At 70.1% G+C, this 25,994-nt stretch carries 28 protein-coding genes; 22 read left to right on the forward strand and 6 right to left on the reverse strand.

Annotated features, from left to right (window positions below):
- Positions 1–22 precede the first annotated feature (22 nt).
- Positions 23–1,303 (reverse strand): helix-turn-helix transcriptional regulator, encoded by a 1,281-nt coding sequence (locus QRN26_RS09455; protein ID WP_285036355.1) that lies wholly within the window; start codon positions 1,301–1,303, stop codon positions 23–25.
- Between the two features lie 101 nt (positions 1,304–1,404).
- Between QRN26_RS09455 and hxlB the strand changes: the two genes are divergently transcribed.
- The 5 genes from hxlB to QRN26_RS09480 all read left to right on the forward strand — a co-directional run bounded on the left by hxlB (position 1,405) and on the right by QRN26_RS09480 (position 5,097).
- Positions 1,405–2,025: a 6-phospho-3-hexuloisomerase gene (gene hxlB / locus QRN26_RS09460; RefSeq protein ID WP_285036356.1), complete on the forward strand. Its 621-nt coding sequence runs from the start codon at positions 1,405–1,407 to the stop codon at positions 2,023–2,025.
- A gap of 71 nt (positions 2,026–2,096) precedes the next feature.
- Complete coding sequence (hxlA, locus tag QRN26_RS09465) at positions 2,097–2,723, forward strand: 3-hexulose-6-phosphate synthase (RefSeq protein WP_056779385.1); 627 nt, start codon at positions 2,097–2,099, stop codon at positions 2,721–2,723.
- A 266-nt stretch (positions 2,724–2,989) separates the two neighbouring features.
- Positions 2,990–4,522, forward strand: a complete 1,533-nt coding sequence (locus QRN26_RS09470) for a carboxylesterase/lipase family protein (protein WP_285036357.1) — start codon at positions 2,990–2,992, stop codon at positions 4,520–4,522.
- 80 nt (positions 4,523–4,602) lie between these two features.
- A complete protein-coding gene (locus QRN26_RS09475) occupies positions 4,603–4,779 on the forward strand; it encodes a hypothetical protein (RefSeq protein ID WP_157579855.1) in 177 nt (58 codons plus the stop codon).
- 153 nt (positions 4,780–4,932) lie between these two features.
- Positions 4,933–5,097 (forward strand): hypothetical protein, encoded by a 165-nt coding sequence (locus tag QRN26_RS09480; protein WP_162852292.1) that lies wholly within the window; start codon positions 4,933–4,935, stop codon positions 5,095–5,097.
- Between the two features lie 91 nt (positions 5,098–5,188).
- Here the strand turns inward: QRN26_RS09480 and QRN26_RS09485 are convergent, their stop codons facing one another.
- Positions 5,189–5,938 carry a type 1 glutamine amidotransferase gene (locus QRN26_RS09485; protein ID WP_082498536.1) on the reverse strand — a complete coding sequence of 250 codons (750 nt, stop codon included), beginning with the start codon at positions 5,936–5,938 and terminating at the stop codon, positions 5,189–5,191.
- Positions 5,939–6,073: 135 nt separating this feature from the next.
- Between QRN26_RS09485 and dcd the strand changes: the two genes are divergently transcribed.
- Both dcd and QRN26_RS09495 read left to right on the forward strand, forming a co-directional pair.
- Entirely contained in the window at positions 6,074–6,664 is a 591-nt protein-coding gene (dcd, locus tag QRN26_RS09490) for a dCTP deaminase (RefSeq protein ID WP_056009122.1), read from the forward strand.
- Between the two features lie 63 nt (positions 6,665–6,727).
- Positions 6,728–7,255 (forward strand): hypothetical protein, encoded by a 528-nt coding sequence (locus QRN26_RS09495; protein WP_285036358.1) that lies wholly within the window; start codon positions 6,728–6,730, stop codon positions 7,253–7,255.
- Between the two features lie 18 nt (positions 7,256–7,273).
- Here the strand turns inward: QRN26_RS09495 and QRN26_RS09500 are convergent, their stop codons facing one another.
- Entirely contained in the window at positions 7,274–7,753 is a 480-nt protein-coding gene (locus QRN26_RS09500) for a MarR family winged helix-turn-helix transcriptional regulator (protein ID WP_285036359.1), read from the reverse strand.
- A 45-nt stretch (positions 7,754–7,798) separates the two neighbouring features.
- On the opposite strand from QRN26_RS09500, the gene QRN26_RS09505 reads away from it, so the two are divergent.
- Both QRN26_RS09505 and QRN26_RS09510 read left to right on the forward strand, forming a co-directional pair.
- Positions 7,799–8,722, forward strand: coding sequence for an EamA family transporter (locus QRN26_RS09505; protein ID WP_285036360.1), 924 nt, complete (start codon positions 7,799–7,801; stop codon positions 8,720–8,722).
- Entirely contained in the window at positions 8,719–9,156 is a 438-nt protein-coding gene (locus QRN26_RS09510; protein ID WP_285036361.1) for a YdeI/OmpD-associated family protein, read from the forward strand. The genes QRN26_RS09505 and QRN26_RS09510 overlap by 4 nt, the downstream gene beginning before the upstream one ends.
- 43 nt (positions 9,157–9,199) lie before the next feature.
- Here the strand turns inward: QRN26_RS09510 and idi are convergent, their stop codons facing one another.
- Positions 9,200–9,745, reverse strand: coding sequence for an isopentenyl-diphosphate Delta-isomerase (idi, locus tag QRN26_RS09515; protein WP_056779373.1), 546 nt, complete (start codon positions 9,743–9,745; stop codon positions 9,200–9,202).
- 85 nt (positions 9,746–9,830) lie between these two features.
- Between idi and QRN26_RS09520 the strand changes: the two genes are divergently transcribed.
- Genes QRN26_RS09520 through QRN26_RS09545 form a run of 6 tightly spaced genes read left to right on the forward strand, consistent with a single transcriptional unit; the run spans position 9,831 to position 15,039 of the window.
- The gene (locus tag QRN26_RS09520; RefSeq protein ID WP_082455943.1) at positions 9,831–10,904 is read left to right on the forward strand and encodes a polyprenyl synthetase family protein; all 1,074 of its coding nucleotides are present in this window, start codon (positions 9,831–9,833) and stop codon (positions 10,902–10,904) included.
- Positions 10,901–11,869, forward strand: a complete 969-nt coding sequence (locus QRN26_RS09525) for a phytoene/squalene synthase family protein (RefSeq protein ID WP_285036362.1) — start codon at positions 10,901–10,903, stop codon at positions 11,867–11,869. The genes QRN26_RS09520 and QRN26_RS09525 overlap by 4 nt, the downstream gene beginning before the upstream one ends.
- Entirely contained in the window at positions 11,866–13,446 is a 1,581-nt protein-coding gene (crtI, locus tag QRN26_RS09530) for a phytoene desaturase family protein (protein WP_285036363.1), read from the forward strand. Before QRN26_RS09525 ends, crtI begins: the two co-directional genes overlap by 4 nt.
- Positions 13,446–13,799: a lycopene cyclase domain-containing protein gene (locus QRN26_RS09535; RefSeq protein WP_285036364.1), complete on the forward strand. Its 354-nt coding sequence runs from the start codon at positions 13,446–13,448 to the stop codon at positions 13,797–13,799. Before crtI ends, QRN26_RS09535 begins: the two co-directional genes overlap by 1 nt.
- A complete protein-coding gene (locus QRN26_RS09540) occupies positions 13,796–14,176 on the forward strand; it encodes a lycopene cyclase domain-containing protein (RefSeq protein WP_056779367.1) in 381 nt (126 codons plus the stop codon). Before QRN26_RS09535 ends, QRN26_RS09540 begins: the two co-directional genes overlap by 4 nt.
- Complete coding sequence (locus QRN26_RS09545) at positions 14,173–15,039, forward strand: prenyltransferase (protein ID WP_056009095.1); 867 nt, start codon at positions 14,173–14,175, stop codon at positions 15,037–15,039. The genes QRN26_RS09540 and QRN26_RS09545 overlap by 4 nt, the downstream gene beginning before the upstream one ends.
- A 98-nt stretch (positions 15,040–15,137) precedes the next feature.
- Here the strand turns inward: QRN26_RS09545 and QRN26_RS09550 are convergent, their stop codons facing one another.
- Entirely contained in the window at positions 15,138–15,938 is an 801-nt protein-coding gene (locus QRN26_RS09550) for an isocitrate lyase/PEP mutase family protein (protein ID WP_056009092.1), read from the reverse strand.
- 218 nt (positions 15,939–16,156) lie between these two features.
- Between QRN26_RS09550 and QRN26_RS09555 the strand changes: the two genes are divergently transcribed.
- The 6 genes from QRN26_RS09555 to QRN26_RS09580 all read left to right on the forward strand — a co-directional run bounded on the left by QRN26_RS09555 (position 16,157) and on the right by QRN26_RS09580 (position 24,074).
- Entirely contained in the window at positions 16,157–17,266 is a 1,110-nt protein-coding gene (locus QRN26_RS09555) for a LacI family DNA-binding transcriptional regulator (protein ID WP_285036365.1), read from the forward strand.
- A 187-nt stretch (positions 17,267–17,453) separates the two neighbouring features.
- Complete coding sequence (locus tag QRN26_RS09560; protein WP_082498535.1) at positions 17,454–19,130, forward strand: ABC transporter substrate-binding protein; 1,677 nt, start codon at positions 17,454–17,456, stop codon at positions 19,128–19,130.
- Between the two features lie 8 nt (positions 19,131–19,138).
- Complete coding sequence (locus tag QRN26_RS09565; RefSeq protein ID WP_056011596.1) at positions 19,139–20,110, forward strand: ABC transporter permease; 972 nt, start codon at positions 19,139–19,141, stop codon at positions 20,108–20,110.
- Positions 20,107–21,027: an ABC transporter permease gene (locus QRN26_RS09570; protein WP_194668983.1), complete on the forward strand. Its 921-nt coding sequence runs from the start codon at positions 20,107–20,109 to the stop codon at positions 21,025–21,027. Before QRN26_RS09565 ends, QRN26_RS09570 begins: the two co-directional genes overlap by 4 nt.
- Complete coding sequence (locus tag QRN26_RS09575; RefSeq protein ID WP_285036366.1) at positions 21,024–22,793, forward strand: ABC transporter ATP-binding protein; 1,770 nt, start codon at positions 21,024–21,026, stop codon at positions 22,791–22,793. The genes QRN26_RS09570 and QRN26_RS09575 overlap by 4 nt, the downstream gene beginning before the upstream one ends.
- Before the next feature lie 102 nt (positions 22,794–22,895).
- Positions 22,896–24,074, forward strand: coding sequence for a glycoside hydrolase family 1 protein (locus QRN26_RS09580; protein ID WP_285036367.1), 1,179 nt, complete (start codon positions 22,896–22,898; stop codon positions 24,072–24,074).
- 290 nt (positions 24,075–24,364) lie between these two features.
- Here the strand turns inward: QRN26_RS09580 and QRN26_RS09585 are convergent, their stop codons facing one another.
- Positions 24,365–25,129, reverse strand: a complete 765-nt coding sequence (locus QRN26_RS09585) for a winged helix DNA-binding protein (protein ID WP_285036368.1) — start codon at positions 25,127–25,129, stop codon at positions 24,365–24,367.
- A gap of 53 nt (positions 25,130–25,182) precedes the next feature.
- On the opposite strand from QRN26_RS09585, the gene QRN26_RS09590 reads away from it, so the two are divergent.
- Entirely contained in the window at positions 25,183–25,848 is a 666-nt protein-coding gene (locus QRN26_RS09590) for a MarR family winged helix-turn-helix transcriptional regulator (RefSeq protein WP_235522584.1), read from the forward strand.
- Positions 25,849–25,994: the final 146 nt, after the last annotated feature.

Consider the following 25,994-nt stretch of genomic DNA (forward strand, 5'->3'; position numbering starts at 1 on the left):
GCGGTGATGATCGGGCGGGCGGTCAGCGGCCGGAGGACAGGGCGGCGGCCAACTCGACGCGACTCGCGACACCGAGCTTCCGCAGTACGTTGGCGACGTGGAACTTCACCGTGTTCTCGCTGATGGTGAGGGCTTCGGCGATCGCACGGTTCCGGGCGCCGCCGGCGGCCAGCTCGGCCACACTCCACTCGCGTTCCGTCAGCGCCGCCGCTGCACCGGAACGGCTCTGCGCGGTGGGAGGTGGGTCGAGGGGGAGTGACACGTGGAGTTCGGATCCCCAGCCGGGCGTCGCCTGCACCTGCAGATCGCCACGCAACGCCGTCACGCGCGCCCCGAGCTGCTGCACGCTCGGGGTGTCGATCGTCAGCTCGCCCGGGCCGTCGTCGCGGATGCCGATGAGGAGGTTGCTGCCGTCGCAGTCCCACTGCACCCGCACCCGTCCGACGGTCGACTGCTCCACGAGCGCCAGTACCGTCCCGCGGACGATGGCCCGTCCGGCGTGCGCGACCTCGCCCGGGAGCGCCCGGCCGTCGACGGGAGGCTCGATGAACTGCACCTCCGGTCCGCCGAACCGGGCGAGCGGACGGAGGTCGTCCTTCAGGCGCGCGAACGCCTGCGCGACGGGCTCCGAGGCGAGCTGGCGGTCGCGGTCGGAGACGGCGCGGAGCTGGACCATGGCCGCCGAAGCGATCTCCGTGACCGCCCGGCGGGCGTCCTCCGCCGTGGTCTGCCGCGAGCGGGTGACGGCGAGGATCGACTCGAGGGTCGTCGCGTGGGCGTCGGTCAGCTCGGCGATCGCATCCGCCCGCTCGCTCGATGCGGCGCGCGAGTCTCGGAGGTAGTCGGGAGCCGCGGTGGTGACCTGCTGCCGGATCTCGGCCGCGACGATCTCCCAGAGCGCGCCGATGAGGGCGTCATCGATCGGTCCTCGGGGGTCGGTCAGGACGAGGAGCGCCCCGGTGTCGGCCAGCCAGGCAGCGATGGGCCGTTCCGCTCCGGCGATGACGGCGGTCGTCGGGCGGTCGGTGGGCGCCGCGTGCGCTGAAGCGTCCCGCCGACGCGGCGTACGCTGCCGGACGGCGTCCAACTCGGCGATGGTGACACCCTCGACGATCGACGGGTCGCCGGCCTTCTTGCGCGGACGCCCGGTGCAGTCCTCGGTGAAGATGACGAGGGCTGAGTGCTGGACGACGGGTTCGAGGACCGCCCGGAGGGCGCCGGCGATGCGGAGCAGCGAGCTGGACGCGACGACGGCCATCCCCTGCAGCAGTTCGATCGGGTAGGTGTCTCGGTGTCCGTCCATCGTCGAACCCTACCCCAGCCCGTCCGACCCACCCGTTCGGGTAGGGGAAACCGTCCGCCTGACCAGCGGTGTACCTACCCGTTCGACGACAGGATGGATGGATGCCGAGTACGACGCCCCCCGATCACCAGCCCGGAACCGACCCGCAGCGTCCGCCGACGACCGTACAGGGCGCGCTCGCCGCCATCGACACGGAACTGCACCGCACCGTCACGACGCTGCTCTCCGCCGATGCGGCGCCGTTCGCCGAGACCCTCACGCGGCTCCAGGATGCCGAGCGGATCTTCGTCCTCGGTGCCGGTCGTTCCGGTCTGGCGCTGCGGATGACCGCCATGCGGCTCATGCACCTCGGACGCACGGTCCACGTCGTCGGTGAGACCACGACGCCGGCGATCGCCGCGGGCGACGTCCTGCTCGTCGCCAGCGGCTCGGGCACGACGACGGGCATCGTCCGGGCTGCCTCGACGGCGGCGTCCGTCGGTGCCGGCGTCATCGCCATCACGACCGACGCCGACTCCGAACTGGCCGAGCTCGCCTCCGTGGTCGTCGTCGTGCCCGCCGCCCAGAAGACCGACCACGGCGGCACGCGGTCGGTGCAGTACTCCGGCGGGCTCTTCGAGCAGTCGGTCATGCTCCTCGGCGACGCGATCTTCCACGCGCTCTGGCAGTCCGCCGGGGTCAGCGCGGAAGAGCTGTGGCCGCGCCACGCGAACCTCGAATAGTCCGCCCCATCCACTCCCCACGCGACCGACGGACGTCGGTCGTCTCCCCTCACGACAGAAAGCAGCACCACATGAAGCTCCAGGTAGCCATGGACGTCCTCACCACCGAGGCAGCCCTCGAACTCGCCGGGAAGGTCGCGCCCTACGTCGACATCCTCGAGCTCGGCACCCCGCTGATCAAGGCCGAGGGTCTCCGCGCCGTCACCGCGATCAAGGACGCCCACCCCGACAAGATCGTCTTCGCCGACCTCAAGACCATGGACGCCGGCGAGCTCGAAGCCGACATCGCGTTCTCGGCCGGTGCGGACATCGTCACGGTGCTCGGCACCGCCGGCGACAGCACCATCGTCGGCGCGGTGAAGGCGGCGAAGGCGCACGGCAAGTCCGTCGTCGTCGACCTCATCGGCGTCGCCGACAAGGTCGCGCGCGCCAAGGAGGTCACCGCTCTCGGTGCCGCCTTCGTCGAGATGCACGCCGGTCTCGACGAGCAGGCGGAGGAGGGCTTCACCTTCCAGACGCTCCTCTCCGACGGTGAGGCCGCTGCCGTGCCGTTCTCGGTCGCCGGTGGCGTCAACGCCTCGACGATCGCCTCGGTCCAGCAGGCCGGTGCGCAGGTCGCCGTCGCCGGTGGAGCCATCTACTCGGCCGACGACCCGGCTGCTTCCGCCGCCGAGCTCCGCGCAGCGATCGTCGCGTAACCCCTCCCCACCCCGCACCCTCGGGTTCGGCCAGCGCGGTGCGCTGAGCCGAGCGCGGTGCATCGGACGTGAGCGCGGGTCTCCAGAGACCCGCGCTCACGCGTGTGGGGCGCGCTCGCGCGGCAGCACCGCGCTGGCCTCCCCGACAGGTGGCTGGGTGAACCCCGGGCGTTGGACGGGATTCGGGTCCGGAGCGGCATACTGAGCAGATCACCGCCCGACGTTCGTCGCATATCGTGCCGGACGAGCACCCGGAGGATCTGCCGATGACGCCCGACACCAGCTCGACGTACCCCGTCGTCGACACGCTCGCCGGTGCCGTCCGCGGCATTCGTCGGCCAGACGGCTCGTCCGCCTTCCTCGGCATCCCGTTCGCCGACCCCCCGTTCGGCGCCCGCCGCTTCCAGGCGCCGGAGCCGACCGGCCCATGGGAGGGCGTGCGTGACGCCACCACGCACGGCGCGACGCCGCAGCGGAAGACCATGGCCGAGATCACGACGATCCCCGAGCCGTCCATCCCCGGCGAGTCGACCCTCAACGTCGACGTCTTCACCCCGGACCCCTCGCCCGCATCGGACGGCACCGGACTCCCGGTCCTCGTCTGGATCCACGGCGGCGGCTTCATCGCGGGTTCGCCCGCCAGCCCCTGGTACGACGGCCGCTCGTTCAACCGCGACGGCGTCGTCACCGTGTCGATCTCGTACCGACTCGGCTTCGACGGCTTCGGCTGGCTGCCCGACGCCCCGGCGAACCGCGGGGTCCTCGACTGGATCCTCGCCCTCGAATGGGTCCGTGACAACATCCAGGCCTTCGGCGGCGATCCGCGACGCGTGACGATCGCCGGCCAGTCCGCCGGCGGTGGCTCGGTGATGACCCTGCTCACCACGCCTGCCGCCCGGCAGCTGTTCCACCGGGCGATCTCGCTGTCCGGCGTCCCCGGGGACGTGCCGCTCGAGCAGGCCCGCTCGCTGACCGAGCGTCTCGCCGCCCACCTCGGGGTCGCGCCGACGGCCGCCGGCTTCGCGAGCGTGCCGGAGACCGCCCTCATCGAGGCGCAGGCGTTCGAGGCGACCGCCGGCGGGCCTCGCGACGCGGAGTCGATCCTCCGCGGGATGACGACCATGGACGGCCGCCTGGGCCTCGGACCGGTGGTCGACGGCGAACTCCTCGTGGACACGGTCGACGCCGGCCTGGCCGCAGGACGCGGGGCCGACAAGCCCCTGCTCGTCAGCGCGACCCGTGAGGAGTTCGCGGGTTTCTTCACCGGGCGGCCGGACGACTTCGACGCCGTACCGCCGGCCCGTGCCGTGCACCTCATGGGGGCTCCGGAATCGCTCGCCGACGCATACGTCGCGACGCAGGTCGGCGAGCCCACCAGCCTCATCGCCGGCCGCTTCATCAGCGACGTCATGTTCCGTGAGCGCATCATCCGTTGGGCGGCGGCGCGCAGTGACGCCGAGACCTGGGTCTCCGACTTCGTGTGGCCGTCGGCGGTCAGCGGCATCGCCGAGCACTGTCTCGACGTCCCCTTCTTCTTCGACCTCCTCGACGACCCGGACGTCACGCGGGTCGCCGGTCCCGCCGCACCGCAGGAGTTGGCGGACCGCCTCCACGGCGCCGCCGTCGCCTTCATCCGGGGCGGTTCGCCGGGTTGGTCACCAGCCGGGCCGTCGGCGTCGGACATCGAGGTGTTCGACGCCGCGGGAGCCCCGGCAACGGTGCCGTTCGCGAGCGCCCGGGTGATCGCCGAGGCCAGACGGCTCGCGGTCACAGCTCCGACGGGATCACCGACCGCGTAGGCCGATCCGGGTGGTCCCGCCAGGGGCTGTCACGAGCGCGTGCTGCGCGTTACGGTCTCCACACGACGAAAGGAATCAGCATGAGTGACCCACGAGACGAGATCGACGACGCGATCGGGGACGCCCAGGAGGCCATCTCCCGAGCGCTGCCCGACAACGCCCCCGAGAGCGACGACCCGATGGCGGCGCCGACGGACGATGACCCGCGTCCCGAGCCCGGCGACGGCGATCCGGCGGACCAGCCGGGCCTCCTGTAACCGCCGAAGAGGCGTCGTCGCCCGACCCCCGCGCGGTGTGCAACGCGGGGGCGCTCCGCGCGCGTATCGGAACGGCCGCGGACGATGTCAACCCCAGGACGGAATGACCGCACCCCAATACGGTGGTCACAGTTCTGCGAAAGGAGCTTCACCATGAACATCCTGCTCATCATCGTCATCGTCGTTGCCATCGTTCTCGCCATCACCGGTGGGTTCGTCCAGTCCCTCAACTTCCTGCTGTGGGTCGGCCTCGTGCTGCTCGCGATCGCGATCATCGCGTTCTTGATCAGGACGATCACGGGTCGCAAGGCCCTCTAGCTCGAACTCGAGCTTCACGAAGCGGTCGGAACCTCAGGGTTCCGGCCGCTTCGCTGTGTCCGGGCCATGGCACGCGCCGGAGCGTCGGTCGTCAGCGCAGTGACGGGTCGACGCTCGTCCGGCGCAGCACCGCGTCGGCGAAGGCGCCGAACAGTCGCTCGCCGGCCGCTCGCATCGGCTCCGCGATGGCGGCGAGGTCCGCCCGCAACCGATCGGCGGCCTCGGCGGCGGTGCCTGTCACGAACGGCAGGTCGCGGAGCATCGCGGGCTCCTCGAGCCAGTGGTCGAGTGTGGCGGGGTCCACCTCGAGGTGGAACTGGGTCGCGAACACCCGGTCGTCGATCCGGAACGCCTGATTCGGCGTCGAGGGCGAGGATGCCAACACGGTGGCCCCGTGCGGTGCCTCGACGACGTCGCCGTGCCAGTGCAGCACGGGGACCTGTTCGCCACGCATACCGAGTTCGCCGTCCACGAGCAGCTCGACGTCGCCGACCCCCACCTCGTGCGCGGACGCGCTGTGGAGCGTCGCCCCGAGGGCCGTCGCGATGAGCTGATGCCCGAGGCAGATGCCGAACACCGGGATGCCGAGCACCGCAGCGTCGCGGACGAGCTGCGCCTCGAGACCGAGGCCCGGGTGCTCCTCCACGTCGAGCGCCCCCATCGGACCGCCGAGGAGGACGAGGCCGTCGAAGCCGGTGATCTCGCGCTCCGGCGGGAGTTCGCGACGCGAGACGACGGTGTCGAGCGTCCAGTCGATGCCGGACGCCGTGAGCACCTCACCGAGCACGGCGGGCTGCTCCCAGGCGACGTGTTGCAGGATCAGGACGTGCGGTCTGGTCATCAGAGGCCTCCGGGTCGCTGCGGCGCCGACTGCTCGCCGCCCGGTCGGGGGAGTCGTCGCCGTGCGAGCATCGTAGCGAATCCGCGCGAGCGCACCCGCCCTCGGCGCCGCGCTCCCGGCCGATACACTGACAGCGTGCTGCTCTCGGACCGTGACATCAAAGCCGAACTCGACGCCTCCCGCATCGCGCTCGACCCGTACTCGCCGGAGATGATCCAGCCCTCGTCGATCGACGTGCGGCTCGATCGCTTCTTCCGGCTCTTCGACAACCACAAGTACCCGTTCATCGATCCCGCCGAAGACCAGCCGGAACTCACCCGGCTCATCGAGACCCTGCCGAACGAGCCGTTCATCCTGCACCCCGGCGAGTTCGTCCTCGGGTCCACGTACGAGCGCGTGTCCCTCCCGGACGACGTCGCCGCGCGGCTGGAGGGGAAGAGCTCCCTCGGCCGCCTCGGCTTGCTGACGCACTCGACCGCCGGCTTCATCGACCCCGGGTTCACGGGGCACGTCACGCTCGAGCTCAGCAACGTCGCGACCCTGCCGATCAAGCTGTGGCCGGGCATGAAGATCGGCCAGATGTGCTTCTTCCGGCTGACCTCGCCGGCCGAGCGCCCCTACGGGTCGAGCGAGTACAGTTCCAGGTATCAGGGACAGCGTGGACCCACCGCCTCCCGTTCCTTCCAGAACTTCCACCGGACCGACGTCGGCGAGACGCAGCGCTGACGGAGGTCTGAGGCGGGCGTTCCGACCGCGGGCCCGCTGGTGGACCAGTAGAAAGGCTCCGCCATGAGCACGTCAGAGCGTCCGGACTTCGCCAGCGCGATCACGGCAGACGGGCCGACGCCGTTCTACCCGCGCCGGATGGTGCGGTTCGGGCAGTTCGTCGGCTCCTGGGACGTGCACTCGAAGCGGCTGGACGACGAGACCGGCGAGTGGGTGGAGTCCGACTTCCGCTGGATCGTGTCGTACGTCCTCGAGGGCCGCGCCGTGCAGGACGTCCAACTCGTGGTGAACGAGGACGAGCCGTCGGGCTGGGAGACGGTGAGCACCGCGCTGCGGGTCTACGACCGGCTGATGGGTGCATGGCGGGTCAGTTACGTCGAACCGCGCCGCGGCGAGTTCTGCCAGCTCGTGGCGACGCCGCACCGCTCGGACGGCATCCGGCAGGACGGCACCCGCAACGACGACAAGTTGATCCGGTGGAACTTCAGCGCGATCACCGAGTCCTCCTACACGTGGGAGAGCTGGGTGTCCGACGACGAGGGTGCCAGCTGGTGGCTGCAGGAGCACAACGAGGGGCGCCGCATCGTCTGAGGCTCCCGCCGGGGTGGCTCAGGCGTCGGCGAGGCGTTCGAGGAGTGACGCGAGCTGTTCGCGCTCGGTGGCGGAGAAGCCTGCCAGGAGCCGCTCTTCGGCGGCGAGGTGGTCCGGGAGGGTCTCCTCGACGAGGTCCTTCCCCGCCGGCGTGAGGGCGACGACCGTCCCGCGCCCGTCGTGTTCGCTCGGTCGACGGGTCACGAGGCCGCGGTCGACGAGCTTGTTGACGCGCTGGGCGATGGCGCTCGACGTCACCATGGACCAGTGGGCGAGGTCCTTCGGGGGGAGCTCGTGCGGGGCGCCGGCCCTGAGGAGGGTCGCGAGGACGTCGAACGACGCGCTGTCGAGGCCGTGTGCAGCGAAGGTCGCCGCGAGGCGGGCGTCCACCGTCGTCGCGGCTCGGGAGAGTCGTCCGATCACGGCCATGGGGGAGACGTCGAGCTCGGGTCGCTCGGCTCGCCACTGGTTCAGGATGTCGTCGACGCGCGTGCTCATGCGACCACTCTAGCAATTCGCTCAGCGCTGAGCTATATTTGCTCAGTGCTAAGCAAAAACCTCCGCGTCGCCGCCATCACCGCGCTCGCCCCCGTCAGCTGGGGGACCACCTACCTCGTCACGAGCGAACTGCTCCCGCCCGGACGGCCGCTGCTCGCCGCGGTCCTCCGGGCGTTGCCCGCCGGACTGCTGCTGCTCGCGATCACCCGCACCCTGCCGGTCGGTGACTGGTGGTGGCGGTCCCTCGTCCTCGGCACCCTCAACATCGGCGCCTTCTTCGCCTTCCTCTTCCTCGCCGCCTACCGCCTGCCCGGCGGGGTCGCGGCCACCATGGGCGCGATCGGTCCCGTCCTCGTCGCCGTCCTCGCCAGCCTGCTCGTCGGGGAGGCGTTGACCCTCCGCCGCGTCCTCGCCGGCCTCGCGGGGATCGGCGGCGTCGCGCTCATCGTGCTGCAGGCGGACGCACGTCTCGACGTGGTCGGGGTCGTCGCCGCGCTCGCCGGTGCGGTGTCCATGTCCCTCGGCTCGGTGCTGAGCAAGCGGTGGGGCCGGCCGTCGACGGGTCGGCGGCTTGGTGGCCGCGACCAGGGTTCGTCGAGCCCCGTGTCGGGCCTGGCGGTCACGGCGTGGCAGCTCGTCGCCGGCGGGCTCGTCCTCGTGCCGGTCCTCCTCGTCGTCGAAGGGCTGCCCGCGGACGCACCCGGTCCCGCCGCGGTGGGCGGCTACGCCTACCTCGCCGTCGTGGGCACCGCGCTCGCCTACGCCCTGTGGTTCCGGGGCATCGGCGTCCTCCCGGTCGGTTCCGTCTCGTTCCTCGGGCTGCTGAGCCCGGTCGTCGCCGTGCTCCTCGGGGTCGCCGTGCTCGGTGAGGGTTTGAGCCTCGGCCAGCTCCTCGGCATCGGGGTCGTCGCCGGCTCCCTCGTCCTGGTCTTCACGGCACGGGCACCGAAGACCATACTGAGCGCATGAGATTCCGCACCGTCATCGAGCTGCAGGGCAACAACACCGGCATCCTCGTCCCCGACGCCGTCATCGACGAGCTCGGCGCCGGCAAGCGCGTCCCGGTCGTCGTGACCGTCGGCGCGACCACGTACCGCAGCACGATCACGCCGATGGGTGGCCGCTTCCTCATCGCCCTCAGCGCCGCGAACCGGGCTGCGGCCGGGGTCGCCGGCCGTGACGAGGTCGAGGTGGAACTCGAGGTCGACACGGCTCCCCGGGTCTTCCCCCTGCCGCCGGAACTCGAGCAGGTGCTCGCGGGTGACGAGCAGGCGCTCGCCGCCTACGGGGCGCTGTCGTTCAGCCGGCAGCGTGCGCTCGCCGAGCCGATCGCGCTCGCGAAGACGGACGCGACGCGCGACAAGCGCTTGGCCGCGGCCGTCGAGGCGCTCCGCGGCGCGTGACGACGAGGCCGACGCCTCCGGAGGGGCGCCGCACCGAGCAGACTCAGCGCGCGGGCGTCTCCGCGAGGAGCGGGACGACAAGCGGCAGCTGCAGGGTGAGCCACGGGCTGAACGCGAAGGGCGCGCGCTCGACCGACTCCAGGAGGGATGCGGGCTCGGCCCAAGCCCACTCCATGACCTCGGCCGGGTTCGGCTCGGGTACAGCGTCGGTGTAGGCGACGTAGACCGGGCAGATCTCGTACTCGACCACGCCGGAGGCGTCGACGGCGCGGTACCGGAAGTCGGGCAGCACGAGGTGCGGCGCCGAGATCGGCAGGCCCAGCTCGGCGCTTGCACGGCGGAGGACCGCGTCGACGCTGTCCTCCTCCGGGCCGGGGTGTCCGCAGAACGAGTTCGTCCAGACACCCGGCCAAGTGAGCTTCGACAGGGCGCGGCGGGTCACGAGGATGCGGCCGTCGGGACCGATGACGTGGCAGGAGAACGCGAGGTGGAGGGGCGTCTCCTGCGTGTGGACGGTCGCCTTCGGCGTGGTGCCGATGCGGGTGCCGTCCTCGGCGAGCAGGACGACGAGTTCTTCGGGTACCGACATGTGTCCATTCTCCCCGACGATCGGGGTGAACGCGAATGGACAGCTAGCGTACTAATCTCCAGGCTCGGTGAAGTAGCCTCGTGCTATGGAGACCCACCACGTCGTCGACGTGCCCTACCGGCAACAGCACCAGGTCGAGGACGCCCTCGAGCGGTTCCTCGAACTGGCGAAGACGCAGGCGGTGTCGTTCGGCGGCGCCGGGTACCTGCGGCTCTGGGAGACCATCGAACGCAGCATGGCCGGCGGCAAGCGCTTCCGCCCACGCATGGTCATGACCGCCTACGAGGCGCTCGGCGGAGACGACGTCGTCGCGGCAGCCCATGTCGCGGCCGCCTACGAGCTCCTCCACACCGCGTTGATCGTGCACGACGACGTGATCGACCGCGACTTCGTGCGGCGCGGCAGCCCCAACGTCTCCGGCAGCTACCGGGACATCGCGCAGACCGCCGGCATCCCCCTGCCGCTCGCCGAGCACCGTGGCATGTCCGTCGCCGTCATCGCCGGCGACCTCGCCCTGTCGGCGTCCTACCGTCTGATCGACCGCGCCGGCAGCGCCGACTCGGTCCGCACCCGCCTCCGCGAGATCCTCGACGACGCCATCTCCGCGTCGGCCGCCGGTGAACTCGCCGACGTCGACTTCACCGTCGGCGGCGTCGTCCCGACGGTCGACGACATCATCCGCATGGAACGCCTGAAGACCGCGTACTACTCCTTCGAGGCGCCGCTGCAGTCCGGCGGGGTCCTGGCCGGAGCGCCCGAGGCCACGATCGACGCCCTCGGCGCGTTCGGGCAGCAGATCGGCATCGCCTACCAGATCATCGACGACGTCCTCGGGGTCTTCGGCGACGCGAAGACCACGGGCAAGACCACGATCGGCGACCTCCGCGAGGGCAAGCTGACGGTCATGGTGGCCTTCGCCGCCGAGCAGCCCGAATGGCACGCCGTCGAGCACCTCTTCGGCGACCCGGACCTCGACGAGGACGGTGCCGCCGTGCTGCGGGACGTCCTCACCTCCACAGGTGCGCGCCAGCACGCGACGCTGCTCGCGGGGGACTACGCCAATCGGGCCTGGGAGCAACTGGCGTCGCCGAGCATCCCACAGCAGCTCCGCGAGGAACTGCGTCCCATCGTGGCCACGGTGCTCGAGCGGTCGCGATGACCGCGGGCGGCAACGGGACGGGGCACCCGAACGACGACGACTCGGCTGTCGGCGACGCCCGACGACTCTACGACCGGGTCGCGCAGGAGACGGCCAGCATCGTGATCCGGCGCTACTCCACCTCCTTCGGGCTCGCGGCCAGGCTCCTCGGCGGCGAGATCCGGCAGGACGTGGAGAACGTCTACGCGCTCGTCCGGATCGCCGACGAGATCGTCGACGGGGTCGCCGCGGCCGCCGGGCTCGACCCCGAGCGGGTCCTCGCCATGCTCGACGCCCTCGAGCGCGACACCGAGGACGCCGTCGAGACGGGGTACAGCAGCAACCTCGTCGTGCACGCCTTCGCCATCACCGCGCGGTCGGCGGGCATCGAGACCGACCTCACCCGGCCGTTCTTCGCGTCCATGCGGGCGGACCTCTCGCGCACCGTCCACACGCCCGAGACCTTCCGCGACTACGTGTACGGCTCCGCCGAGGTCGTCGGCCTCATGTGCCTCCGGATCTTCCTGCGCGGCCACGACATCGACGACGCCCAGCGCGCCGCGTTCGTCGTCGGAGCCAGGAGCCTCGGCGCGGCGTTCCAGAAGGTCAACTTCCTCCGAGACCTCTCGGCCGACCACGACGAACTGGGCCGCAGCTACTTCCCGGGCGTCGCCGTCGACGACCTCACCGAAGCGCAGAAGCACAGCCTCCTCGACGACATCGAGGCCGACCTCGACCGCTCGGCCGCCGTGCTCGCCCAGCTGCCGAAGTCGAGTCGTCGTGCCGTCGCACTCGCGCAGGAGCTGTTCTCCGAACTGGCGAGACGGATCCGCACCACCCCCGCCTCGGACCTCGTCCGCACCCGCGTGCGCGTCCCCGACCCCGTGAAGCTGCGGATCGCCGCCGGCGCACTCGCCGGCCGGACGCCCACCTCCACCGGCACCACCGCCTCCATCCCGACGATCGACGAGAGCTCCCTGTCATGACCACTTCCCCCACCCGCACCGTCGTCATCGGCGGCGGCATCAGCGGACTCGCCACCGCGGCCCTGCTCGCCCGTGACGGTCAGCAGGTCACCCTGCTCGAACGCCGCGACGTGCTCGGCGGGCGGGCCGGCACCTGGGAGCAGGACGGGTTCACCTTCGACACGGGGCCGAGCTGGTACCTCATGCCTGAGGTCTTCGACCACTTCTACCGACTCCTCGGCACCTCGGCGGCGGAACAGCTCGACCTGGGCCGCCTCGACCCGGCCTACCGGGTCTACTCCGAGGGCCGCGACGGCCACCTCGACCTCGCCGCGAACCGCGCCGACAACCTGGCCCTGTTCGAGTCCGTCGAGCCCGGTGCCGGCGCGAAGATGGACGAGTACCTCCGCAGCGCCAAGGAGACGTACGAGATCGCGATCCGGAGCTTCCTCTACACGACCTTCGAGTCGTACCGGACGCTCGCGAGCCGCGAGGTCCTCGCGCGCATGCCGAAGCTGGCGAAGCTCCTGACCGAGGACCTCGACACGCTCACCGCCCGCACCGTCTCCGACGTCCGCCTGCAGCAGATCCTCGGGTATCCGGCGGTCTTCCTCGGGTCCTCGCCGTTCGACGCGCCGAGCATGTACCACCTGATGAGCTACCTCGACCTCGAGGACGGCGTGCTCTACCCACAGGGCGGGTTCTCCCGGATCATCGACACCATCGCCGAGCTGGCCCGCGCCGAGGGCGTGGAGATCGTCACGGGCGCGGAGGTCACGGGCATCACGACGATGCCCGCCGGTCGTCGCTCGCGTGTCGCCGGGGTCAACTACGTCGATGTCGACGGTCGCCGTCAGCTCCTGCACGCCGACAACGTCGTGTCGGCCGCCGACCTCCACCACACCGAGACGACGCTCCTCCCGCGTGAGCTGCAGACCTACCCCGCCGAGTACTGGGAGAAGCGCACCGCCGGCCCCGGCGCCGTGCTCGTCATGCTCGGGGTCCGCGGTGAGCTGCCGGAACTGCTGCACCACAGCCTGTTCTTCACCACCGACTGGCGCGACAACTTCGGCCGCATCTTCGGCGAGGTGACGAGCGTGCCCGACCCGGCATCGCTCTACGTCTGCCGCCCGAGCGCCACCGACGCCGGGGTCGCCCCCGAAGGACACGAGAACCTGTTCATCCTCGTGCCCATTCCGGCCGACCCCACCATCGGCGGTGGCGGTGACGCCCGGGTCACGGAGATCGGTGACGCGGCCATCGCGCAGATCGCCGCCTGGGCCGGCGTGCCCGACCTCGCCGACCGCATCGTCGTCCGCCGCGATGTCGGTCCCGCCGACTTCGTGAACGACCTCAACGTGTGGAAGGGCACCTCGCTCGGGCCGGCGCACATCCTCTCGCAGAGCGCCATGTTCCGCAGCGGCAACGTCAGCAAGAAGGTGGACGGCCTCTACTACACGGGTGGTTCCACGATCCCCGGCATCGGGCTCCCCATGTGCCTCATCAGCGCCGAGCTCGTCGTGAAGCGCATGCGCGGCGACATCACGACCGGGCCGATGCCCGTGCCGTTGCGCAGACGTTCCGTGGCCGCCGACTGATGGGTCTGCTGTACCTGCTCGCGCTCCTCGTCTCGATCACCGGGATGATCATGCTCGACCGGCGGTTCCGACTGTTCTTCTGGGCGGACCGGCGGCGCGCCGCCGTCATCCTGCCGGTCGGCGTCGTGTTCTTCCTCGTCTGGGACCTGTTCGGCATCGGCCTGGGGATCTTCTTCCGCGGCGAGACCTCGTTCATGACCGGACTGCAGATCGCTCCGGAGCTGCCGATCGAGGAGGTCTTCTTCCTGACCCTCCTCTGCTACCTGACGATGAACCTCTTCGGGGCGGCGCGGCACCTGACCGGGCGCACGGCCAGAGGGACGGACGCCGCCACCGGGGTGAGCGGACGATGACGTACGCCGGACTTAACGCGTGGTTCCTCGCCGTCGTGGCGGTCGTCGCCCTCCTCGCCGTCGTGCGGCTCGACGCCCGCCGTCGCCGCGGTGCGCCAGGGAGCGGCCCGACGGCCGGTACCTGGCTGCTCGGTGTCGGCGGCGTCCTCGTCGTGCTGCTCCTCATGACCGCCCTGTTCGACAACGTCATGATCGGGATCGGGCTCGTCGGCTACGACCCCGAGCTCATCTCCGGCGCCTTCATCGGGGTCGCCCCGCTCGAGGACTTCGCCTACGCCATCGCCGCCGCCGTCCTGCTGCCCTCGCTCTGGGTGCTGCTCGAACGTCGCACCCCGGCTCCCGTCTCCCCATCCCCGTCCCAGGAGGACCCGGCATGAACCGACTCGGCCAGCTCGTGCTGTCCTCACGACCGCTGTCGTGGATCAACACCGCCTACCCGTTCGCGGCGGCCTATCTGCTGACCACCCGCGAGCTCGACCTGACCTTCTGGCTCGGGACGCTCTACTTCCTCATCCCGTACAACCTGGCCATGTACGGGATCAACGACGTGTTCGACTACGAGTCCGACCTCCGGAACCCGCGCAAGGGCGGCGTGGAGGGCGCGGTGCTCGACCGGCGGATGCACCGGCTGACGATCTTCGCGGCGATCGCGACGAACGTCCCGTTCCTCGTCTACCTGGTGGTCGTCGGGTCGCCGCTGTCCTGGCTCGTGCTCGCGATCAGCGTCTTCGCACTCGTCGCCTACAGTGCGCCAGGCCTGCGGTTCAAGGAACGGCCGTTCCTCGACTCGCTCACCTCGAGCACGCACTTCGTGAGCCCGGCGGTCTACGGGCTCGTGCTCGCCGGCGCGGTGTTCACCCCGGCGCTCTGGGCCCTGCTCGTCGGCTACTTCCTCTGGGGCATCGCCAGCCATGCCTTCGGCGCGGTGCAGGACATCATCGCGGACCGGGAGGGCGGCATCGGGTCGATCGCGACCGTCATCGGAGCGGCCCCGACGGTGCGCTTCGCCTTCGTCGCCTACCTCGCCGGTGGTGCACTCATGCTCGTGACGCCGTGGCCCATCCCGCTCGCCGGCCTGCTCGCCCTGCCGTACGCGGCGAGTGTGCTGCCGTTCTGGAACCTCCGCGAGGAGGACGCCGAGGGCGCGAACGCCGGCTGGAAGCGGTTCCTCCGCCTGAACTTCCTGACGGGGTTCCTCGTCACGATGCTCATCATCTGGTACTGGTTCCTGACGTCCTGATCGAACGCCGCGACCCTGTCTCAGGAGTCCGTCGGTGCGCCGCCCGCGTCATGCGGCGCCGCGCCCGGGAACTCCTGAGACAGGGTCGTCGGTCGAGGCTAGAGCTCGAAGGAGAAGCCGAGGTCCTCGGGGTACTCGCCGAGCTCGGTGAGGCCGGTCGCGGCGCGCTGCAGGGCGGCGAGCGTCAGGCCGAGCGTGCCGGGTCCGAAGCTGACGCGGGAGACGCCGAGCTCCGCCAGGCGCTTGAGCGGCACGGCGCCCGGGTAGCCGATGACGGAGATGCGGCCGTGGACCTGCTCGATCGCCTTCGCGACGAGCTCCTCCGTGCCGAGTCCGAGGAAGAAGATCACGTCGGCGCCCGCCTCGAGGTAGGCGTTGGCGCGTGCGACAGCCTCGTCCCACGCCTCGGGGTCGCCGGCGAGGGTGTCGACGCGGGCATTGATGACGAGCGGGACACCGGCGTCCTCGGCTCCGGCACGAGCGGCGGCGACACGGGCCGCGGCCTCCTCGATCGGGAACTGCGGGGCCTTCGCCGCGCCGACGGAGTCCTCGAGGTTGATGCCGACGGCACCGGCCTCGACGATCAGGCGACGGACGTTCTCGCGGACACCCGCGGCGTCGTCGGCGTAGCCCTTCTCGAAGTCGATCGTCACCGGCAGGTCGACGGCGCTCACGATGATCTTCGCGGCGGCGATCGCCTCGTCGACGTCGAGCCCGCCGCCGTCTTCGAGGCCGCGCACGTTCGAGACGGAGTGGCTCGCGGAGGCGAGGGCGACCACGCCGGGCGCCTCGGAGACGACCTTGGCGGTGATGGCGTCCCACACGTTCGTCACGATGAGGGGCGTACCCGGCTGGTGGAGGGAGTTGAGGAGGGTGGCTTTCGCCTGCAGATCGGTCATCTCCGCAGTCTGCCAGCGCGCGTCCACCGCCTGCCCGACAAGCGTCGGGAATTCAGCGAACGTTCGGGTTCGATGCGCTCCGCGGATGGCGCGAGCCGTCCGAAGCGCCGGGTCCCGTGACGGAAGACGGACCGGTCACGCACGGCATCCCGCGGCCGTCGCCGACCGGACGACCGTGATGCCCTGCGTATCATTGGTCCCCGAAGGAAGGCGTTCCCATGACGAAACCGCCGACGGTCTACGACGTCGCGCACCACGCGGGCGTCTCCATCGCCACCGTCTCGCGGGTCCTCGGCCGGCCGGACGATGTGAAGCCGGCCACCCGCGACAAGGTGCTGGCCTCGGTCGCGGAGCTGGGATACGTCCCGAGCGGTGCCGCCCGTGGACTCGCGGCCCGGCGCACGGGCGTCATCGGCCTGTTCTTCCAGGGGCTCGACGCCATGGACGATCTCGGCGACATCGCGCTCGAGGGTGACGAGGCCGCCGCCGGGGGAGCCCGCGTCGTCCGCGACATCCCCGAGCGGACCGACACGAGGACGCTCAACCTGTACTTCGACGAGGTCCTTCGCGGCTGCGAGCTCGAGTCCTGGCGGAGCGGCTTCGCGCTCCTCGTCGGGGTCGGCCGTGGGTCGACGGCGACGCAGACCGTGCGCGACATGGCGGGCCGGGTGGACGGGCTGATGGTCCTCGCCGGCAGTGCGAGCGAGGAGGAACTCGCGAGGCTGTCGCGTCACGTCCCGATCGTGGTCATGGCCGGACCCCGTCGCGGCGACGACCTCGACCACGTCTCGGTCAGCAACACCGAGGGCATGCGGACCCTCACGGCGCACCTCATCGACGACCTGGGCGCCCGCGAGCTCGAGTACGTGTCGGGGAGCCTCGGTTCGCCCGACGACGCGGAACGGTGGAGCGGCTTCCAGGCGGCCCTCGCCGAGCGGTCGCTCGACGTCCCCGACGCGCCGACGCTGCGCGGTGACTTCACGCGGGAGGGCGGTCGTCGCGTCGGTCGGGAGCTGTTCGGTCGCGGTGTGCTGCCGCGCGCCGTGGTCTGCGCCAACGACCAGATGGCGCTCGGTGTCATCGATGCCGCCCGGATCGCCGGGGTGGGGGTTCCGGACGAGCTCATCGTCACGGGCTTCGACGGTATCGACGCCGGCCGCCTCTCGACGCCCCGGCTCACGACCGTGCGCCAGCCGATGGAGACCCTCGGCCGGGTCTCGGTGCAGGCGCTCACCCGCCGGCTGGCCGAACCGAAGCTCCCGGCGATGTCCGTCCGCCTGCCGGTCGAGGTCCTCCTCCGGGAGAGCTCCGAGCCGGTCACGTCCTGACCATCGCCTCTGCTCGCGTTCGCAATTCAGGACGTTCTCGGCGTGCCGCGCCGCGTCCGTGCGCCGCGCGGCCGCCGCGCCGGGGCGGTCCTGAGTTGCGAACGAGACGGGAAATCCGACACGGGTTGCATAGGCCAATGTATGCGCTTACACTCAACGGGTACAGACTTCAGCAAGGACGGTGGCGATGACGCACACGACGCACGAGCGGACCCAGGTCCGCAGGCGCAGACGACTCGGAGCGGCGGCGATGATCGCCGCGGCGGCCCTGCTCGTCTCCGGCTGCAGCATCCAGATCAAGAGTGAGCCGGATCCCTCGATCCCCGCCGACACGATGCTGCTGGCCTCCGACAAGGGCACCCCGATGCTCGAGCGGAACTTCAACCCCTACCTCGTGAACAAGCGGTCGGCCTCGAGCTACATCTACGAGCCGCTCGTGATCATCAACGTGCTCGACGGCAAGGAGACGCCGTGGCTCGCCGAGCAGGTCGACCTCCCCGACGCGCGCACGATCGACTACACGATCCGCGAGGGCGCGACCTGGTCGGACGGTGAGGACTTCACCCCTGAGGACGTCAAGTTCACCTTCGACCTCATCAAGCAGTACCCGACGCTCGACCAGAAGGGTGCCTGGCAGCACATCGACACGGTCGAGGTGAAGGGCCAGCACGTCATCATGCACCTGCTCGACGACGACGCCCCCGCGGCCGACATCGTCTCGCAGACGCTGATCGTCCCCGAGCACATCTGGAAGGACGTCAAGAGCCCCGACACCTGGCGGAACCCGAACCCGGTCGGCACCGGGCCGTACGTCCTCGGCAACTACACCTCGCAGCAGTACACGATGGACAAGAACGAGACGTACTGGCAGGCCGACAAGATCGAGGTCAACCACCTCGTGATCCCCGCGGCCACCGGCGAGCTCGACATCGTGACCAAGGGCTTCGACTGGGCGTACTCGTTCCTGTCGAACGTCGAAGGTACCTGGGGCGCGGCGAACGACCACAACAAGTTCTGGTTCCCGCCGGGAGGCGTGATCGGGCTCGTACCCAACATGGACGTCGCCCCGTTCGACAACGTCGACGTCCGCCGCGGCATCGCCCTGGCGCTCGACCGCGACAAGATCGCCGACGCGGCGACCGAGGGCTACCTCGGTGCCGCCGGCCAGTCGAGCCTCATGCTCCCCAACCAGGAGGACGAACTCGACCCGACCCTGCCGAACCAGGGCATGATCACCCAGGACACCGCCGGGGCCCTCGAGGCCTTCGCCGCCGCCGGGTACACGCAGCAGGACGGCAAGCTCGTCGACGCGGCGGGCAAGCAGTTCAGCTTCTCGATCACGACGGCCAACGGTTACGCCGACTGGCTGCGTGCGGTGCAGGAGGTCCGCAAGGAACTCGGTGCCCTCGGCATCGACGTGCAGATCAAGCAGCCGCAGCCCCCGGGCTACCAGCAGGCCATCCAGAGCGGCACCTTCGAGGTCGCGATGGGCGGCATGGGCAACGGCATCATGTTCCAGGGCTTCAACAACAGCTTCAACAGCGAGTTCGCCAAGCCGCTCGGCGAGACGACGTCCAGCAACTTCGGTCGCTACCGGAACCCGCAGATGGACGCACTGCTCGCCCAGTACAAGGCGACCACCGACGAGGCGACCCGCCTGGGGCTGAGCCACCAGATGCAGCAGATCGTCTACAGCGACTTCCCGGTCATCGGGATGTACTACGGCGGACTCTGGGGCCTCTACAACGACAAGAAGTTCACCGGCTGGCCCGATGCGGACAACCCGTACGCGCCGCTGCAGACCTACGACCAGACCCCGCTCCTCGTGTTCACGCACCTCAAGCTCCGGAAGGACGGTGAGTGACCGTGTACATGGTGCGCAAACTCGGTCTCTTCGTCCTCACCCTCTGGGCGGCCGTCACGCTGAACTTCCTCCTGCCGCGGCTCATGCCCGGTTCCCCGACCGACGCCGCGATCGCGAAGCTCGCGCAGAACGGCCCCGTCTCCGCGGCGACGCGGGCGGCGATCGAGGCCCAGCTCGGTGTCCCCGGCGGCAACCTGTGGGAGCAGTACGTCACGTACCTCCACCAGGTCGTCACCCTCGACTTCGGGGTCTCGTACACCTTCTTCCCGCAGTCGGTCGGTGAGCTCATCTGGCAGGCGTTCCCGTACACGATCATCCTGCTCGGCATCGTCACGATCGTCGCGTTCATCCTCGGCACGCTCATCGGTGTGCTGGCGGCTTGGCGACGGAACACCTGGCTCGACGCCCTGCCGACCCTGACCGGTACCTTCGCGAGCACCTTCCCGTACTTCTGGACCGCGCTGCTCCTGCTGTTCTTCGCCGGGTACGTCCTCCACTGGTTCCCGACCTCGGGCGCCTTCGGACCGACGGCCTCGCCGGCCTTCACCTGGGACTTCATCGTCGACGTCGCGTACCACGCGGTGCTGCCGGCGCTGACGATCCTCGTCACCAGCCTCGGCGGGTGGATCATCGGCATGCGCAACGCGATGATCAACACGCTCGGTGACGACTACGTGACCTTCGCCGAGGCGAACGGACTCCGCGGTCGCACGGTCGCCGTCAAGTACGCGGCCCGCAACGCGATCCTCCCGAACCTCACCGGCTTCGGGCTCGCGCTCGGCGGTGTGGTCGGTGGCTCGATCCTCGTGGAGCAGGTGTTCGGATACCCCGGTATCGGCTTCCTCCTGTTCAACGCGGTGATCGGTCAGGACTACCCGCTCATGCAGGCGCTCTTCCTGCTCATCACGGTGAGCGTGCTCGTCGCCAACTTCCTCGTCGACATCCTGTACGGCGTACTCGACCCAAGGACCCGCCGATGACCACCACACAGCACGTCAAGACACTGCAGTCCGACGAAGCCGTCCGTCCGCCGAGGAAGTTCGCCTTCATCGGTCGATCGGCGGCGACGCTCTGGGCCAACTGGAAGTCACGCCTCGGCCTGATCATCCTCGGCTTCTTCATCCTCGTGGCGATCTTCGCGCCGCTCCTCGCCCCGTACGGTGCCAGCCAGGACGGCTTCCCGCGGAACGCCGACTCGAGCCCCGAGCACTGGTTCGGGACGACGGCGGCGGGCGAGGACGTCCTCAGTCAGCTCATCTACGGCTCGCAGATCAGCGTCACCGTCGGCTTCATCGCCGGCATCCTGTCGACGATCGTCGCCGTCCTGATCGGTCTCAGCTGGGGCTACATCAAGGGCTTCGGCGCCGAGGTCGTGAACTTCATCGTCAACCTGTTCCTCGTGGTGCCGGGTCTGCCGCTCATGATCGTCATCGCCGCGTACCTCCAGAACGGTGGACTGGTGATGATCGTCGCGGTCATCGTCATCACCGGGTGGGCCTGGGGTGCCCGCGTGCTCCGCAGCCAGACGCAGTCGCTGCGATCGCGGGACTTCGTGACGGCCGCCCGCTTCTCCGGCGACCGCCCGTTCCGCATCGTGTTCAACGAGATCCTCCCGAACATGACCTCGCTCATCGCCGGTGGCTTCTTCGGAGCCGCGACGAGCGCGATCCTGGCCGAGGCGGGCCTCGAGTTCCTCGGACTCGGCGACTCGTCGATCGTCAGCTGGGGAACGATCCTCTACTGGGCGCAGAACTCCAACGCCCTGCTCACCGGTCAGTGGATCCTCCTCTTCGCCCCCGGTCTCTGCATCGCGCTCCTCGCGATGAGCCTCACCCTCATCAACTTCGGTGTCGACGCGATCAGCAACCCGCGCCTCCGTGAAGGGAAGTCCCGATGAACGCCGTCAACCTCCAGGCCGACAGCGCACCGGCTCCGGCCCCCGGCACGGGAGCGCTGCTCGAGGTCCGCGACCTCTCCGTCGTCTACGAGTCCGTCGGTGCCGCACCGGTGCAGGCCGTCGACCACGTGTCGTTCTCCGTCGGCGCCGGTGAGTTCATCGGTCTCGTCGGCGAGTCGGGCTCGGGCAAGTCGACGCTCGGCTTCGCGGCCACCCGGCTCCAGAAGCCGCCGGCCCGCATCAACGGTGGCCAGATCCTCTTCGGCGGATCCGACATCCGCGAGCTCGACGAGGAAGCGCTCCGCGAGCAGCGTCAGGGCGGGTTCGCCATGGTGCTGCAGTCGGGCATGAACGCGCTCAACCCGGTCCGCACGATCCGCAACCACTTCGTCGACATCTTCAAGGCGCACGGGCACGTCTCCCGCGACCGCTGGGATGCACGGATGGCGGAGCTCGTCGAGAAGGTCGGGCTCACGCCGCAGGTCCTCGCCCGCTTCCCAGGTGAACTGTCCGGCGGTATGCGTCAGCGCGTGTCCATCGCGCTCGCCCTCTCGCTCGAACCGCGACTCATGGTGTTCGACGAGCCGACCACCGCGCTCGACGTGCTCGTGCAGCACGCGATCATGGACACGATCACCGAGCTGCAGCAGTCGGAGGGCTTCACCGCCATCCTCATCAGCCACGACCTCGGCGTCGTCCTCGAGGCGACCCAGCGCGTGCTCGTCATGCACGAGGGCCGCATCGTCGAGGACGCCCCGAGCCGCGACATCCTCGAGCGTCCGCAGGATCCGTACACACGGATGCTGCTCAGCCACTACGCCGACCCGCGTGCAGCGGTCGTCGAGCTGCCCGGCTTCCCCTCACGGGCGAACCGGGGCACGGCTCCCGTCTCCGGCACGACGACGAGTGTCCCGACCGCGACGAGCGCGAGCTCCGAGTCGGGCAAGGCCTCGTCGCGCGCCGGTCGTTCGGCGGAGTCGGCGGTCGTCGTCGACGCCGTCTCGAAGGTGTACCCGCCGCCGCGTCGCGGTGAGTCCGCGGTGACGGCCGTCGACGACGTGTCGTTCACGCTCGAACCCGGGCAGTCGCTCGCCCTCGTGGGGGCCTCCGGGTCCGGCAAGTCGACGATCGCGAAGCTCATCACGGGCATCGAGAAGCCGACGTCCGGCGCGGTCCGCTTCGGCGACCTCGACGTCGCCCAGCTGAACCGCAAGGGCATCCGGAATCTGCACAAGAACGTGCAGATGATCTTCCAGGACCCGTACGCGGCGCTCAACCCGCTGCACACGGTCGAGTACACGCTCACCCGTCCGGTCGTGAACTTCACGGGGCTGAAGGGCGACGCCGTCCGCAAGCGCGTGCTCGAGCTCCTCGAGACGGTCGGGCTCTCGCCGGTCGAGCAGTTCGCGGCGAAGCTTCCCCACCAGCTCTCCGGAGGACAGCGGCAGCGCGTCGTGATCGCCCGGGCGCTCGCGAGCGACCCGCAGGTGCTCATCGCCGACGAGCCGGTGTCGATGCTCGACGTGTCGCTCCGGGCCGGCGTGCTCGCGCTGCTCGAGGACCTCCGCGAGCAGTGGGGTGTCTCGATGCTCTACATCACGCACGACCTGCTGTCGGCGCGACTCGTGACCGACAACATCATGGTCCTCAATCAGGGCCGTGTGGTCGAACGTGGCGAGACCGCGCACGTCCTGCAGCACCCGCAGGATCCGTACACGATCCAGCTGCTCGACGCGGTCCCCAACCCGGCGCGCGCCAAGCGCTGAGCCCGTCCCGCCCCTGCGGTTTCTCCGGGCCCTGAGCCACCCCTCCCGGTCCCTGAGCTTGTCGCAGGGCCAACACCCCAACATGAAACAGGAGCAACACCCGTGCTGACCTTCCCCGACGGCTTCCTCTGGGGCGCCGCCACCGCCGCCCACCAGATCGAGGGCAACAACATCAACAGCAACTGGTGGGTGCACGAGCACGAAGCCGGGACGAACATCGTCGAGCCCTCGGGCGACGCGATGGACAGCTACCACCGCTACCGCGAGGACATGCAGCTCCTTGCCGACGCGGGGCTCAACACCTACCGCTTCAGCATCGAGTGGGCACGCATCGAGCCCGAGCGCGGCGTCGTCTCGCGGGCCGAGGTCGACCACTACCGCCGTATGGTCGACACCGCGCACGAGCTCGGGCTCAACCCGGTCGTCACGCTCATGCACTTCACGGTGCCGCGCTGGTTCGAGCGTGACGGGTTCTGGCGGGCGAAGGACGCCGCCGACCTCTTCGCGCGGTACACCGAGCTGACCCTGCCGATCGTCGGCGAGGGTGTCGAGCACGTCTGCACGATCAACGAGCCGAACATCGCCGCGATGCTCGCCGGTGGTGAGGACGCCGCGAACCTCGTCGCGTACGGGCTCCCCAACCCGGACCTGTTCGTCGCCGATGCGCTCCTCGAGTCCCACAAGCGTTCGCGTGAGGTGCTCTCGCAGGTCTCGGGGCTGAAGTCCGGCTGGACGATCGCGACGCAGGCGTTCCGCTCGAACGGTGAGCCCGGTTCCGACGAGATGCTGCGCGAGTACGGCTACCCGCGCGACGACTGGTACCTGGAGCAGTCCGCCGGCGACGACTTCCTCGGCGTCCAGGCCTACACGCGCACGTTCATCGGGCCGAAGGGGCCGTTGCCCGTCGAGGACGGCGTCGAGACGACGCTCACCGGCTGGGAGTTCTACCCGCCGGCCGCCGCCGAGGGCGTGCGGAGCGCGTGGGAGCTGTCCGGTGGCGTGCCGATCATGATCACCGAGAACGGCATCGCGACCTCCGACGACACGCGTCGGATCGACTACACCGACGGTGCGCTCCGAGAGCTGCACGCGTGCATCCAGGACGGGATCCAGCTGGAGGGCTACCTCCACTGGAGCGCGCTCGACAACTACGAGTGGGCGAGTGGCTTCCGGCCGACCTTCGGCCTCATCGCCGTCGACCGCGAGACCTTCGTGCGGACGCCCAAGCCGAGCCTCGCGTGGCTCGGGAACGTCGCGAAGGCGAACGGCCTCACCGACTAACTGAGGTTCGCAATTCAGGACGTCTCCGGCGTGTCCGTCCCCGGGCCCCGCTGACGAGTCGCGCCACGCGACGGGTCTCCTGAGTTGTGAACGAAGGGACCGCAGATGGTGTGTGTCCGCAATTCAGGACGCCTCCGGCGCGGCGCGCCCGATTGTGGTCCGGTCGTCCGCGACGCGCGGTGCTGGTCCTGAGTTGTGAACGGAGAGAGCCCCGGGCAGCGGTTGCTGCCCGGGGCTCTTCGGGTGGTGGTCCGGTGCGGGACGCATGGGCCGGTGACGCCGGCGACCGGTCAGCGGTCGCCGCGCGGGCCGCGACCGGAGCGACCATCTGGGCCGCGCCCGTGTGCGGTGCGCTCGTCCCAGCCGAAGGCCCGGGCGATGCTGCTGAGGCTGGCGAGGGTCGTCGCGAGGTCCTCGGGCGAGACGGCGTCGGTGACGGTCTGGCGGACCGCGTCGACCTTCGTGCGGAGCGCGTCGTGCGCCTCGCGTCCGGTGTCCGTCAGGGTGATGCCGTCGGTGTCGACGGTGACCCAGCCTCGCGCGGCGAAGTCCATGACGATCTCGGCGGTCGAGCGACGCGGCCCGCGGTGCCCACGGTGGTGGCCCCGGCCGAACGGCGCGCCACCGGAGTGGTGATCGTGTCCGAAGCCGGGACCGCCGGGCCGTCCTTGACCGAAGGTGTGGTCGCGGCCGGGGTGGCCGTGCTCGTGATCGCTCGGACGCTCGGCCGCCTCGGTGTCGGTCGCCGTCTCGGCGGTGTGTTCAGGACGGCCGAAGCCACGACCGGGGCCGAACCCGCCGCGTCGGGCGAATCGTTCGGGGCCGTGCGGTCCACGGCGGTGCGGCGGGAAGGACGCATCGATCTCGTCGACGCTCGTCGCGCCGCCTGCGATGAGCTCGAGGGTGCGCCAGCTTCGGCGACCGAGGCCGGCTTCGGCGAGCACCTCGTGCATGGAGTGCTTGATCGCATGGTCGACACTGCGGAGCCAGAAGCCGAGCGGACGCTCGTCGGACGGGCTGGTGGACTGCTCTGGGGAAGTCATTGGGGTGTTCATGGGTGGTCTCCTTATTTGCATGCTCTGTTACATGTAAATGTATAATGACATGTATGTCCGACGATCGTCAAGCGCAGCCCAGTGAACCCACAGCAACCGACCCGGTGGAGCTGATCGAGCAGGCGCTCGTCCAGATCCGGAGGGACCAGTCGGGTCGTCGCTTCGGCGGACGCGGCGGGCGTGGTGGCCCCGGGCATCGTCATCACGATGAGCACGGAGGAGACCATCACCACGACGCCCACGGCGGCGGCGGGGACGAGCACGGACGCGGTCGTGGGCCGGGCTTCGGACCCGGCCTCGGAGGGCCATGGTCCGCCGGCGGGGGAGGCCGTCATCCGCGTGAGCAGGCGATCGCTCAGGCGGCCCGGTTCCGGATGCTGGACGCGCTTGCTCGCGATGGGGCGTCCGGCGGCATGGGTATCAGCGCGCTCGCGGAGGCGATCGGGGTCGACCAGCCGCGGGCGAGCCGACTCGTGGCCGAGGCGACGAAGCGGGGCGAGGTCGCCCGGGCGGTCGACCCGAACGACGGACGACGGAGTGTCGTGCAGCTGAGCGCCGCCGGTCGCGCGGTCCTCCAGGAGGCGCATCGGGGCCGGCGTGAAGCGGTGACCACGGCTCTTGCGGACTTCACGCCCGAGGAGGCGGCGCAGTTCGCCGCCTTCCTGGAACGTTTCGTCGCGGCGTGGCCGCGCCCCGACGTCGCGGATCCGCCCGCCTGAGTTGTGGACCACGCGACCCGTCCGGTCTGAGCGGTCCACAACTCAGGACGAGTCAGGCGTGTCGGCCCGGGAACGGTAGCCTCACGGCAGACGCGCCGGGACGCTCCTGAATGGTGAACCGTGAAGCAGGCATCGAGACTCGGCTC

The organism is Plantibacter sp. ME-Dv--P-095 (assembly GCF_030209365.1).
GTDB lineage: Bacteria > Actinomycetota > Actinomycetes > Actinomycetales > Microbacteriaceae > Plantibacter.

Excerpts from the sequence above, each read along its gene's own strand:
- QRN26_RS09480 (WP_162852292.1), top strand. The coding sequence starts at position 4,933 with ATGAACATCCTGCTCATCATCGTCATCGTCGTTGCCATCGTTCTCGCC.
- QRN26_RS09585 (WP_285036368.1), bottom strand. The coding sequence starts at position 25,129 with ATGAACACCCCAATGACTTCCCCAGAGCAGTCCACCAGCCCGTCCGAC.
- QRN26_RS09570 (WP_194668983.1), top strand. The coding sequence starts at position 20,107 with ATGACCACCACACAGCACGTCAAGACACTGCAGTCCGACGAAGCCGTC.
- QRN26_RS09495 (WP_285036358.1), top strand. The coding sequence starts at position 6,728 with ATGAGCACGTCAGAGCGTCCGGACTTCGCCAGCGCGATCACGGCAGAC.
- QRN26_RS09470 (WP_285036357.1), top strand. The coding sequence starts at position 2,990 with ATGACGCCCGACACCAGCTCGACGTACCCCGTCGTCGACACGCTCGCC.
- QRN26_RS09455 (WP_285036355.1), bottom strand. The coding sequence starts at position 1,303 with ATGGACGGACACCGAGACACCTACCCGATCGAACTGCTGCAGGGGATG.
- QRN26_RS09525 (WP_285036362.1), top strand. The coding sequence starts at position 10,901 with ATGACCGCGGGCGGCAACGGGACGGGGCACCCGAACGACGACGACTCG.
- crtI (WP_285036363.1), top strand. The coding sequence starts at position 11,866 with ATGACCACTTCCCCCACCCGCACCGTCGTCATCGGCGGCGGCATCAGC.
- hxlA (WP_056779385.1), top strand. The coding sequence starts at position 2,097 with ATGAAGCTCCAGGTAGCCATGGACGTCCTCACCACCGAGGCAGCCCTC.
- QRN26_RS09520 (WP_082455943.1), top strand. The coding sequence starts at position 9,831 with ATGGAGACCCACCACGTCGTCGACGTGCCCTACCGGCAACAGCACCAG.
- QRN26_RS09510 (WP_285036361.1), top strand. The coding sequence starts at position 8,719 with ATGAGATTCCGCACCGTCATCGAGCTGCAGGGCAACAACACCGGCATC.
- QRN26_RS09500 (WP_285036359.1), bottom strand. The coding sequence starts at position 7,753 with ATGAGCACGCGCGTCGACGACATCCTGAACCAGTGGCGAGCCGAGCGA.
- QRN26_RS09565 (WP_056011596.1), top strand. The coding sequence starts at position 19,139 with ATGGTGCGCAAACTCGGTCTCTTCGTCCTCACCCTCTGGGCGGCCGTC.
- QRN26_RS09540 (WP_056779367.1), top strand. The coding sequence starts at position 13,796 with ATGACGTACGCCGGACTTAACGCGTGGTTCCTCGCCGTCGTGGCGGTC.
- QRN26_RS09555 (WP_285036365.1), top strand. The coding sequence starts at position 16,157 with ATGACGAAACCGCCGACGGTCTACGACGTCGCGCACCACGCGGGCGTC.
- QRN26_RS09575 (WP_285036366.1), top strand. The coding sequence starts at position 21,024 with ATGAACGCCGTCAACCTCCAGGCCGACAGCGCACCGGCTCCGGCCCCC.
- QRN26_RS09545 (WP_056009095.1), top strand. The coding sequence starts at position 14,173 with ATGAACCGACTCGGCCAGCTCGTGCTGTCCTCACGACCGCTGTCGTGG.
- hxlB (WP_285036356.1), top strand. The coding sequence starts at position 1,405 with ATGCCGAGTACGACGCCCCCCGATCACCAGCCCGGAACCGACCCGCAG.
- QRN26_RS09590 (WP_235522584.1), top strand. The coding sequence starts at position 25,183 with ATGTCCGACGATCGTCAAGCGCAGCCCAGTGAACCCACAGCAACCGAC.
- QRN26_RS09535 (WP_285036364.1), top strand. The coding sequence starts at position 13,446 with ATGGGTCTGCTGTACCTGCTCGCGCTCCTCGTCTCGATCACCGGGATG.
- QRN26_RS09550 (WP_056009092.1), bottom strand. The coding sequence starts at position 15,938 with ATGACCGATCTGCAGGCGAAAGCCACCCTCCTCAACTCCCTCCACCAG.
- QRN26_RS09485 (WP_082498536.1), bottom strand. The coding sequence starts at position 5,938 with ATGACCAGACCGCACGTCCTGATCCTGCAACACGTCGCCTGGGAGCAG.
- QRN26_RS09560 (WP_082498535.1), top strand. The coding sequence starts at position 17,454 with ATGACGCACACGACGCACGAGCGGACCCAGGTCCGCAGGCGCAGACGA.
- idi (WP_056779373.1), bottom strand. The coding sequence starts at position 9,745 with ATGTCGGTACCCGAAGAACTCGTCGTCCTGCTCGCCGAGGACGGCACC.
- QRN26_RS09475 (WP_157579855.1), top strand. The coding sequence starts at position 4,603 with ATGAGTGACCCACGAGACGAGATCGACGACGCGATCGGGGACGCCCAG.